The sequence below is a fragment of the Anaerolineae bacterium genome (assembly GCA_014360855.1).
In the GTDB taxonomy this organism is placed as follows: domain Bacteria; phylum Chloroflexota; class Anaerolineae; order JACIWP01; family JACIWP01; genus JACIWP01.
This window is the reverse complement of record JACIWP010000097.1, coordinates 1-10,706: the sequence shown is the minus strand read 5'-3', so window position 1 is coordinate 10,706 and position 10,706 is coordinate 1. Positions and strand designations below refer to the sequence as shown.

The following is a 10,706-nucleotide window of genomic DNA, read 5'->3' as shown; positions in this document are numbered from 1 at the left end:
GCAGGTTCTGCGCGTCGTCCTCTTCGGCCAATTTGCGGCAGAAGACGCATCCCTCTGGCTTCTCCGCGTTGGTAAGGTATGCCATGCGCCAGGGTGACCAAAGACGTTCCATGGTCAGATATTCCGTCCTTATGCACAGGATAGCTCGCACGCATCATACCACATTTTCCGCATTCTGGCAACGCGGGCTGGGGGAAGCTTGGCGAAGGGCGCCGGCCGTGTTATAATGCCGGCCGGCGATTCATGCATCTGGGCTGCAGGAGTGAAGGAATGTACATCGGCCGCCCCCGGCGCCGGCGTTCGCGCCCCGGCCGGGTCCTGCTGTTACTAGTGCTGGACCTGGTCCTGATCGGGCTGGGATATTACATCTTCACACAGCAACCGCAGTGGGTGCGCCCCTTCGAGCCAACCCCCACCCCCACCCCCACCGCGGCATCCTATGTGGAAGAGGGGGACCGCTATTACGCCAATGGGCAGATGGATGCCGCTATCGAGGCCTACGAGCAGGCGCTTCTGCTGGAGCCGGACAACGCCGAGGTGCTGGCAAAACAGGCCCGTCTGCTGGCCTGGGAGGGGGAATCGGAAAAGGCGGTTCAGCGTGCCCAGCAGGCGCTGGAGCTGGAGCCGGATAACGCCTTTTTGGAAGCGACCATGTGTATGGTGCTGGATTGGGCCGGCCAGGTGGACGAGGCCATCAAGCACGGCCTGCGCGCCGTGGACCTGGATCCGGACTTCCCCGAGGCCTATGCCTTCCTGGCGGAGGCCTACACCGACAAGGGACGAGCCGACAAGGGCTGGGAGATTAAACAGAAGGCGCTGGAGCTGGATGGCAGTAATCTGATCGTCCTGCGCACGGCCGGCTACGTGCTGGAATCGCAGGGCAAGTATAAGCAGGCGGTCGAGTACTATCAGAAGGCGCTGGAGGTGCACCCGAAATGGGTACTGCTTCACCTCTCCCTGGCGCGCAACTACCTGCTGTTGAAGGATAAGGACAATGCCTTAGCGCGGTTGAAGGCCGCGCTGGCCATCGCGCCGGATAATCCTCACGTCCTGGACCAGGTGGGTTGGGCATATTATTCCCTGCAGGATTACGAGCTGGCGGAGGCCAATCTCCAGCGAGCCATTGAGCTGGACCCGGCGTACGCGCCGGCCTACGGCCATCTGGGCGTGGTCTACTACGTCCAGCGCAACTATGAATCGGCCATCACGCACCTGGAAAAGGCCATTGCCCTGGGCCTGGATTCCGTAGAGTACTATTACGAGCTGGGGCTGTCCTACGCGTACCTGGGGCAGTGCGACCAGGGAATACCTTGGTTGGAACGCGCGCTGCAAGAGGATCCCACCGCAGAACCTGCATGGCAAGGCATCAGTATTTGTGAGGGGGGCAACAGCACAGAACAGTCGCCCTGATCACACCGGGAGCGCATTATGACTCGCGAAACGGGAGAGGAAGAACGCGAGCGGGCCGACGTTCAGTTTGGGCGTGAGCTTCCTCCGCTCCGACTGGCATGGATGGCGGGCGCGCTCGCGTTTTCGACCGCTACACTGGGGGTAGGCCCCTATGTCGCAGAAATAGTAGGCGAATGCGCCTGGCTCACCTTTCTCCTCGCCGGCGGTATCGGGGGGTTGTGGGGGATCACCGTGGCCGAAATGCTCTCCCGGCCGGCGTGGCGTACCGTGGGATTTTATGGCCTAGCACAACGGGAAGACGACAGCGATCTCCTCACTTTTTTCGCCGGCTGGTTTCTCCTCCTCGGTTTTGTGGGACTAACAGGTCTGCTGGCTCGCGTGGCAGGGGCATATTTGCTTCAGGCACTGATTGCCCTCGATGAGAACTTTTCTCCGCCGGCGTTGCTCCTCACGGCCCTCTGGCTGGTGCTGGCAGTGCTGGGAAATATCGCCGGCACGCTCCGTAATCGGCAGTTGATGTCCCGCCTTGTCGGTGGGCTGATTGCCCTGATGGTGCTGACGTTTCTCTTTGGTGTACCTCACACTGACGTGAAACGTCTTGCTATCCAGAGAGCCCCTTCTCTTCTATCTTGGCTCTCTTCCCTGGCGATGCTGGCACCTATCGCCGCCGGCATCGAGCTGGCTCTCCAGGCGCGCGCCGAGGTCCGGCGGGAGATGACAGTCGTTCGCACGACCTTGGCCCTTCTCCTCCCCGGCACGATGCTCCTGGCCGGCCTCCTATTGGCTGGGTATTTTACCCAGGTGAATGTATCTCCCTCGGCGATGGGGCTAACCTGGATCGGGCGCTGGTTCGTGGAACGCTGGGGGAATGCCGCCGGCGCGCTCGAAAATGGGTATCTCGCTGCCTTGCTGGGTGTCTCTCTTTCCACGCTGATGCTCACCGGTCTGAGGTGCCTCTATCCGATGGTGCGCGACGGTTTTCTGCCGTCCTTCCCCACCTCCTCGCCCAAGGTGCGGCGCGCCGGCTGGTTGGTGACGTTTGGAGCACTTTCCCTGGCCGGCGGCGTTTTGATCTCGGATCAGGTGCTCCTTTCCCTCAGCGCTGGCGGGTTCCTGCTGGTGATCGGGCTAGTAAGCTTGCGCAGCGCCACCACGCCGGCCGCGGCGCTGACGCATCCCCTTCCGTTCCGCCCCCTGGTGCCGCTGCTCTCGGCCATCGTCTCTGCCCTCCTGGCTGCCAATCTGACGCATGCGGGGTTGTTGGGGCTCTTTGTCTGGGGCGGGCTTGGGATCATCTTGTTTCTTCTCTACGGCCGAAAGGCGCACATCAAGGCCCAAAAGGGTCAACAGCTTTTCGTCCCACGCAAGGAACTACACCAGCCCGAAAAACCGAAAGAGGGGTTTCGAGTCCTCGTGCCGGTCATCGGTGGAAGTGTGCGCCGAATGCAGATCCAGATCGCCCTTGCCCTGGCACGACGGCGGGGAGGGGAAGTGCTTCCTCTCAACGTAGTGGTGTTGTCCGAACAAATGGGATGGCAGGAGGGGCGTCGTCTAGCGCAGGAACAATCGCAGCTCCTGGCCTGGTCCGTTCCGAATGGGGATGCTGTCGGCGTCTCCATCTATCCCATCACGCGGTTGGCGCGCGATGCGGCTTGGGGCATCCTCGAGACAGCTCGCGAGGAAAAGTGTGACCTCATTATCCTGGGCTGGAAAGGGACAAAAGGAAGGGATGACGCGCGCCTGAGCCGAGTGATCGATACTGTGGTTCAGCATGCGCCCTGCGATGTGGCGGTGGTAAAAGGGGCCGAGATGAAGCGAATCGGTCATATCCTGGTTCCTACCGCCGGCGGCCCCCATGCTCCTCTGGCCGCGGCTCTGGCCCTAGAACTGGCGGAAACGCATGACGGCCGCGTCACCCTCTTGAATATCACCCCGCCCAACCCCACCGAGGAAGATTTGGCCCAGGCGCGGGAGCGTCTGGCCTCCACGATCGAGGGGCTGCCGGAAAGCGAACGTATCCAATTCAAGATAATTCCGCCGGAAGGAAATATTGCTGAGACGATTCTCGCTGAGAGCCGGCGGGGGTATGACCTCCTCCTTATCGGATCGACTGAAGTGGGCGTGCTGGACCAAATCATCTTCGGCAATGTCCCGGAGCAAGTCGCGCAGGAGGCAACCATTCCCGTCGTCCTGGTCCGGCGCTATCTTGGCGCGGCGCGCTACTGGACGTTTCAGATCTGGCATCTGCTGGATCGGATTTTCCCCGATTTGTCCATGGAGGAGCAAATTGCGCTTTATCGTCACCTTCGGGAGGACGCGCGCCCGGGCGTCAATTACTTCACCCTCATTGTGCTTTCTTCTGTCATCGCCACCCTGGGATTGTTGCAGAACAGCGCGGCGGTCATCATTGGCGCAATGCTCGTGGCACCGTTTATGACGCCGATCATGGCGATCTCCATGGCACTGGTACGGGGAGATGTACGGCTCCTGACCCTCTCCCTGGAATCGGTCTTGAAAGGGATGGTGGCATCCCTTGCCCTTGCCATTCTGTTGACGTGGATTGTGCCCCAGCCTGCGGTGGGCAGTGAAATATTGGCACGCACCCATCCCTCTCTGCTGGATCTGGTGGTGGCTCTGGCGTCCGGTGCGGCGGGCGCCTATGCGCTGGGCCGTAAGGAAGTGGCCGCGGCCCTGCCCGGCGTGGCCATCGCCGCGGCGTTGATGCCTCCACTCTGTGCTGCCGGCATTGGCTTGGCTTTGGGGAATGGCACCATCGCCGGCGGCGCTCTCCTGCTTTTCCTCGCTAACCTCATCGCCATCGCGGTCGCCGGGGCGGTCATCTTCCTTCTGCTGGGCATTCGGCCCCCGCGCGCAAGGGATACCCGCCTGCGGCGTGCATTTCTCATCTCTTTTCTCCTCCTCGTGGCGGTTTCTATCCCCTTAGTGGTGATTTTACAGAATTCGGTACGGCAAACACGTCTTGAAGGAGAGATCCGAGGTACTGTTCAGGAGCATATCGCGGGCTGGGAGGGCGAAACGAAGTTGGGGGAGATGAAATTGGATATACGCGCGCGCCAGCCGAGTGTGGAAGTATGGTTGTATGCCTCTCAAGTTCCCTCTCAAGAGGAGTTCCGGGCGCTCGCCGGCGCGGTGCGAACCCTTCTGAGCACTGAGGCGGACGTTCGCATCACAGTCATCCCCATTACCCTCTTTCACGCCGGTGCACCGGCATCGGCACGCTAGCACTCCAAACCTAAGAGTGCTAATTCCCCTCTTTGAAATTTGACAAACAAGTCCCAATTGAGTATATTACAGGCTAGAAATTAGCACTCTCCATGAAAGAGTGCTAAGAACGAGAGCAAAGCCCGAACATTTTATCAGGACAAAGGAGGTTGGTCACTATGGCAGTCAATCTCAAACCCCTGGCGGACCGCATCGTGGTGAAGCCGCTGGAGCAGGAAGAGAAGACCCCGGGCGGCATTATCCTGCCGGAGACGGCCAAGGAGAAGCCGCAGGAGGGCGAGGTGCTGGCAGTGGGCCCCGGCCGCATGGGCGAGGACAACAAGCGCATCCCCATGGAAGTCAAGGTCGGCGATATCGTGCTGTTCGCTAAGTACGCCGGCACCGAGGTCAAGATCAAGGACGAGAAGTACCTGATCCTCAAGGAAAGCGACGTGCTGGCGATCGTGGAGAAGTAATCCCCCGTTTTCCCTCAAAACCATTATACCGCATATACACCACATAAGGAGGATATGACATATGGCTAAGCAGTTGGTATTCGCCGACGAAGCTCGCCGAAACCTGAAGATCGGAATTGACACCCTGGCCAACGCGGTAAAGACCACCCTGGGTCCCAAGGGCCGCAACGTCGCGCTGGACAAGAAATGGGGTTCCCCGACCATCACCCATGACGGCGTGACGGTGGCCAAAGAGATTGAACTGGAGGATCCGTATCAGAACATGGGTGCCCAGCTCCTGAAGGAAGCGGCCACCAAGACCAACGATGTGGCCGGCGACGGCACCACCACCGCCACGGTCCTGGCGCAGGCCATCGTGAACGAGGGCCTGAAAAACCTGGCCGCCGGCGCCAACCCCATGCTCCTCAAGCGCGGCATTGAGGCGGCCACCGAGGCCGTGGTCAAGGCCATCAAGGAAATGAGCATCCCCGTCACTACCAAGCAGGAAATCGCCAACGTGGCGGCCATCTCCTCCGCCGATAAAGAGATCGGCGACCTCATCGCCGAAGTGATGGACAAGGTCGGCAAGGACGGCGTCATCACCGTCGAGGAGTCCAAGGGTCTCGAGTTCGAGACCGAGTACGTCGAAGGCATGCAGTTCGACCGCGGCTACATCTCGCCCTATTTCGTCACCAATCCTGAGGCGATGGTCGCCGAGCTGGAAGACCCCTTCATTCTGATCACCGACAGGAAGGTCTCGGCCGCCACCGATATCGTGCCCATCCTGGAGAAGCTGGTGCAGATCGGCAAGCGCGACCTGGTCGTCATCGCCGAAGATGTGGACGGCGAAGCGCTGGCCACGCTGGTGCTGAACAAACTGCGGGGCCTGCTGAACGTGGTGGCGGTCAAGGCGCCTGGCTTCGGTGATCGCCGCAAGGCCATGCTCCAGGATATCGCCATCCTGACCGGCGGCACGGTCATCACCGAGGAAATGGGCCGCAAGCTGGAGACCGCCCAGATCAGCGACCTGGGTCGCGCCGATAAGGTGCGCGTCACCAAGGAAGAGACCACCATCGTCGGCGGCAAGGGCGACGAGAAGATGATCAAGGCGCGCATCGAGCAGATCAAGGCGGAGATCGAGCAGTCCACCTCCGACTATGATCGCGAGAAACTGCAGGAGCGCCTGGCGAAGCTCGCCGGCGGTGTGGCGGTCATCCGCGTGGGCGCCGCGACCGAGACCGAGCTGAAAGAGAAGAAGCATCGCGTCGAGGACGCGCTGTCGGCGACCCGCGCCGCGGTGGAAGAGGGCATCGTCCCGGGCGGCGGTGTGGCCCTGCTGAACGCCGTCCCGGCGCTGGACAACGTCAAGATGCAGTATCCGGATGAGCAGACCGGCGTGCTGATCGTGCGCCGCGCCCTTGAAGAGCCTATGCGCATGATCGCGGAGAACGCCGGCATGGACGGCGCCGTGGTCGTGGAAGAGGTGCGCCGGCTCCAGCGGGAGAAGAACAACCCGCGCATCGGCTATGACGTCATCGCCAACGAGTACACCGACATGGTGGAGCGCGGCATCATCGACCCGGCCAAGGTGACGCGTTCGGCCGTCGAGAACGCCGCCAGCATCGCCGCCATGATCCTGACCACCGAGGCGCTCATCACCGACATCCCTGAGAAGGAGAAGGCCGGCACGCCGACGCCGCCGGAGTATTAATACCACCTTCCGAACGCACTTCAGGCCCCTCCCCCACGGAGGGGCCTGCTGTTTTCCACCGCCGCGAGCTGTCTCGTACCATCCCTGCAGGCCCGGACGCCCATCCGTGTTTCTGGCGCGCCCGGTTTGCCTTTCGGATGTACATCGGTTATGATGCATGCGGTTGGTCGTCCGAGCCATATCTTCCCCTTCCCCCGAGCAGGGCTACATACGTTGTGCAAAGGAGGCAGGACATTGGATCAGACCGAACTGCTGCTCAAACGGCTGACGGAAGTGCCTGGTGTGCCGGGCTACGAGCATGAGGTGCGCCGGCTGATTCGCGAGGCGCTGCCGCCGGCGGCCGCTGTGGAACAGGACAAAATCGGCAGTCTGGTGGCGCGGCTGGAGGGAAGCGCGCCGGCGCCCCGGTTGATGCTGGCCGCCCACATGGACGAAGTCGGTTTCATGGTGCGCCACATTACCGACGAGGGCTTCATCAAGTTTGTGCCCTTGGGCGGCTGGTGGGATCAGGTGCTCCTCGCCCAGCGCGTCATCATCAAGACCCATAAGGGCGACGTCCCGGGCGTCATCGGGGCCAAACCGCCCCATATCCTGCCGAAAGAAGAGCGCGATAAGCTGGTGGAGAAGCGCGATATGTACATTGACATCGGGGCTACCTCGCGCCAGGAGGTCGAGGAGGCCGGCGTGCGCCTGGGGGACCCGGTGGTGCCGGTCAGTGACTTCACCATGCTGTCGGTCCCCAAGGCCTATCTGGGCAAGGCCTGGGATGATCGGATCGGGTGTGCGCTGATGGTGCAGGCGCTGGAGCGGCTGGCCGGCGAGCCGCACCCCAACACGGTGTACGCCGCGGCAACGGTCATGGAGGAGGTGGGACTGCGCGGCGCCAGGACCTCCGTCGCCCTGGTGGAGCCAGACGCGGCCATCATCCTGGAGTCGGACATCGCCGGCGATGTGCCGGGCATCAAACCCGAGGAATCTTCCATCAAACTGGGCAAGGGCCCCAGCCTCATGCTCTACGACGCCATGATGATCCCCAACCTGAAGTTCCGCGACCTGGTCATTGACACCGCCAGGGAGCTGAACATCCCCCTCCAGCTTTCCACCATGGAGGGCGGCGCCACCGACGGCGGGTACATCCATGTATATCGAACGGGCGTGCCGACGGTGGTCATCGGTGTGCCGGCGCGCCACATTCACAGCCACGTGGGCATCATCCATCGGGATGATTACGACCATGCCCTGGAGCTGGTGGTGGCGCTGGCCAAACGGCTGGATGCGGACACGGTGGCAGGCTTCCTGCCATAAGCAAGCCGGCAGGCTGTCCCTTTCTGGGACAGCCTGCCCTTTCACTTCGTGATATAGCACGCGAACCTTCTTGTTTCATATTTGCGCGAACGACTGCATTTCGATATAATGTATGTAATCGTGCGGCACGGGCACGAGTTCATTTTCCGCACGGTGCCAGCATATCCTACGGGAGGAACCGACATCGTGTCGAGATTACTATCCCGCAAAGTACTGCTCCCGGCGTTAGGCATCATCGCCTTGATCGTTGTCCTCTCCCTGCTTGTCCCTCCGGTGGTCCTGCCGGCTATCGAGATCGCTCCTGAAGTCGTCTTTCACCTGTTCGGCTTTCCTGTCACCAACACCCTGATTGCCAGTTGGATCTCCGTGATCACCCTGGTGTTGCTGGCCTATTTCGCTACGCGGAACATGAGCCTGGTGCCGAAGGGCCTGCAGAACGTCATGGAATGGGTGCTGGAGCTGATCTACGGGCTGGTGGAGAGCGTCGCCGGCCCCAAATGGGCGCCGAAATTCTTCCCCATCGTGACCACCATCTTCCTGTACATCATCATCTCCAACTGGACCGGCATCCTGCCCTTCTACGGGAGCGTCGGCTGGCTGCACGAGGCCCATGAGGGCGCCACTGGCTATCAGATCCGGGAAATCTCCGAGGGCTTGGCGCTGATCCTCCGTCAGCCGGCAGAACACGGACACGGCTACATCCTGGTGCCCTTCCTGCGCTCCGCCGCCACAGATGTGAACATGCCGCTGGCCCTGGCGCTGACGTCGGTGTTTCTGACCCAGTATTTCGGCATCCGGGCCCTCGGCCTGCGCTATTTCACCAAGTTCATCCATGTGGACTTTCGCCACGGCGTTTTCGAGGGTTTTGTCAACATGTTCGTGGGCCTGCTGGAGCTGGTGAGCGAGTTCGCCAAGATCATCTCCTTCACCTTCCGTCTATTTGGCAACATCTTCGCCGGCGAGGTCCTGCTGGGGGTGATGGCATTCCTCATCCCGTATATTGTCTCCCTCCCATTTTATGGGCTGGAGTTGTTCGTGGGCTTCGTGCAGGCCCTGGTCTTCATGATGTTGAGCGTCGTATTTTTCTCCCTGGCCACCCTGGGGCATGGGGAAGGCGAGCATGCGGAATAAGGCCGGCGTCCTGGCCTGACATAAACGAAATGTTCTCACCCTGAACCAATCAGCACATTGACAGGAGGCATTAAGAGACCATGGACCTCATGACGGCAAAGCAGTTCGCGGCGGCAATGGCCATTGGCCTGGGTGCCATCGGGCCGGCTCTGGGCATCGGATGGATGGGTGCTAAGGCTATGGAGGCCATCGGACGCAATCCCGAGGCCTCCGGCGAGGTGCGCAACAACATGATCCTGGCCATCGTGTTCGCGGAAGCGATCGCCATCTATGCCCTGGTGGTGGCTCTGATCATCAAATTCGTGTAATACCAGGATAAGGGATGTGATGCCGGCCGGCAGCCGGCTTCTTTCATTCTGATCTCGCCTGCGTATGCACCTGGGAGGAGATACCGTTGGAAAAGATCGGGATCAATCCTGGCTTGCTGGTCTCCCAGATTTTCAATTATACCCTGCTCCTCGTCGTCCTCTATTTCCTGCTCTACAAGCCGGTCCTGCGGATGTTCGAGGAGCGCAAGGCGCGCATCCGCAAAGGGCTGGAGGATGCCGAGGAAGCGGCGCGCCGGCGCGCGGAAGCCGAGCAGGAATACGAGCGCATCGTGGACGAAGCCCGGCGCGAGGGCCAGCGCATCATCGCTCAGGCCACCGAGACGAGCCAGCGCGTGGCCGCCGAAATACGGGCGAAGGCCGAGGCGGAAGCGGAGGAAATCCGCAAGCGCGCTCGCGAGGAGGCCGAGCGCATGCGCGAGCAGATGGCCCAGGAACTGCGCCGCGAGGTGAGCGACCTGTCGGTGGCCATCGCGCGCCGGCTCATCGGCACCACTCTGGATGAGGAGACTCAGCGCAAGCTGATCGAGAAATTCCTGGCGGAGACAGAGGCGCTGTCGTGAGACGCGAAGAACTGCCCTTGCACTATGCCCAAACGTTATATGAGATGGCGCTCGAGGAATGGGCATCCTGGCTGAAGAGCGTCCAGCAGGCTCTGGCCGAGGACCGGGCGCTGGCGGACTTTCTGGCTAGCGATGAGGCCTCGCCGGCGGAAAAGTACCAGCGCCTGCAGGCGGTGGTGCCGCCGGGGGCCAGCGAAAAATTTCGCCGCTTCCTGGGCTTCCTGCTGGACAAGGGCCATCTGCCCATGCTGACGGATGTGAGCGCCGCCTTCGAGCGTCTGATGGCGCGCGGCCGCGTGCGGGAGGTCGCTCATGTCACCAGCGCGGTGGAGCTGAGCGAGGAGGAGCGCGAGCGCATCACCGCCCTCATCCGCCGGCGCTTTGGGGCCGACGTGGACTGCGAGTTCCATGTGGACCCCTCCCTGCTGGGCGGCTTGCACATCCGGGTGGGCGACACCGTCATTGACGGCACGCTCGCCAGCCAGCTCGAACGCCTGCGCGAGCAACTGCTTTCCTCCTGACGGCGCGGCCGGCCATCGGTTTATGTCCTGAATCGTCGGCAAGGAGGTATATGCGTGGCCCT

At 61.6% G+C, this 10,706-nt stretch carries 9 protein-coding genes; all 9 read left to right on the top strand.

The genetic code is table 11. The annotated features are described in order from the left end of the window. The first annotated feature begins 270 nt into the window (after positions 1-270). On the top strand, positions 271-1,410 hold the full coding sequence (locus H5T60_06985) for a tetratricopeptide repeat protein (protein MBC7242174.1): 1,140 nt from the start codon (positions 271-273) through the stop codon (positions 1,408-1,410). Between the two features lie 18 nt (positions 1,411-1,428). Continuing rightward, the gene (locus H5T60_06980; protein MBC7242173.1) at positions 1,429-4,653 is read left to right on the top strand and encodes a TIGR00341 family protein; all 3,225 of its coding nucleotides are present in this window, start codon (positions 1,429-1,431) and stop codon (positions 4,651-4,653) included. A gap of 158 nt (positions 4,654-4,811) precedes the next feature. Then, positions 4,812-5,108, top strand: a complete 297-nt coding sequence (gene groES / locus H5T60_06975) for a co-chaperone GroES (GenBank protein MBC7242172.1) — start codon at positions 4,812-4,814, stop codon at positions 5,106-5,108. A gap of 61 nt (positions 5,109-5,169) precedes the next feature. After that, positions 5,170-6,798 (top strand): chaperonin GroEL, encoded by a 1,629-nt coding sequence (gene groL / locus H5T60_06970; GenBank protein MBC7242171.1) that lies wholly within the window; start codon positions 5,170-5,172, stop codon positions 6,796-6,798. A gap of 153 nt (positions 6,799-6,951) precedes the next feature. Beyond that, on the top strand, positions 6,952-8,103 hold the full coding sequence (locus H5T60_06965; GenBank protein MBC7242170.1) for a M42 family metallopeptidase: 1,152 nt from the start codon (positions 6,952-6,954) through the stop codon (positions 8,101-8,103). Between the two features lie 186 nt (positions 8,104-8,289). Further along, positions 8,290-9,234 (top strand): F0F1 ATP synthase subunit A, encoded by a 945-nt coding sequence (atpB, locus tag H5T60_06960; protein ID MBC7242169.1) that lies wholly within the window; start codon positions 8,290-8,292, stop codon positions 9,232-9,234. Between the two features lie 80 nt (positions 9,235-9,314). Next, on the top strand, positions 9,315-9,542 hold the full coding sequence (gene atpE, locus H5T60_06955) for an ATP synthase F0 subunit C (protein ID MBC7242168.1): 228 nt from the start codon (positions 9,315-9,317) through the stop codon (positions 9,540-9,542). 86 nt (positions 9,543-9,628) lie between these two features. Next, entirely contained in the window at positions 9,629-10,123 is a 495-nt protein-coding gene (gene atpF, locus H5T60_06950; GenBank protein MBC7242167.1) for a F0F1 ATP synthase subunit B, read from the top strand. Continuing rightward, positions 10,120-10,644: an ATP synthase F1 subunit delta gene (gene atpH / locus H5T60_06945; protein ID MBC7242166.1), complete on the top strand. Its 525-nt coding sequence runs from the start codon at positions 10,120-10,122 to the stop codon at positions 10,642-10,644. The genes atpF and atpH overlap by 4 nt, the downstream gene beginning before the upstream one ends. The last annotated feature ends 62 nt before the right edge of the window (positions 10,645-10,706 follow it).

What these genes read in the sequence shown, in the direction of transcription:
- groL (MBC7242171.1), top strand. Translation starts at nt 5,170, where the DNA reads ATGGCTAAGCAGTTGGTATTCGCCGACGAAGCTCGCCGAAACCTGAAG.
- H5T60_06980 (MBC7242173.1), top strand. Translation starts at nt 1,429, where the DNA reads ATGACTCGCGAAACGGGAGAGGAAGAACGCGAGCGGGCCGACGTTCAG.
- atpE (MBC7242168.1), top strand. Translation starts at nt 9,315, where the DNA reads ATGGACCTCATGACGGCAAAGCAGTTCGCGGCGGCAATGGCCATTGGC.
- H5T60_06985 (MBC7242174.1), top strand. Translation starts at nt 271, where the DNA reads ATGTACATCGGCCGCCCCCGGCGCCGGCGTTCGCGCCCCGGCCGGGTC.
- groES (MBC7242172.1), top strand. Translation starts at nt 4,812, where the DNA reads ATGGCAGTCAATCTCAAACCCCTGGCGGACCGCATCGTGGTGAAGCCG.
- H5T60_06965 (MBC7242170.1), top strand. Translation starts at nt 6,952, where the DNA reads ATGCATGCGGTTGGTCGTCCGAGCCATATCTTCCCCTTCCCCCGAGCA.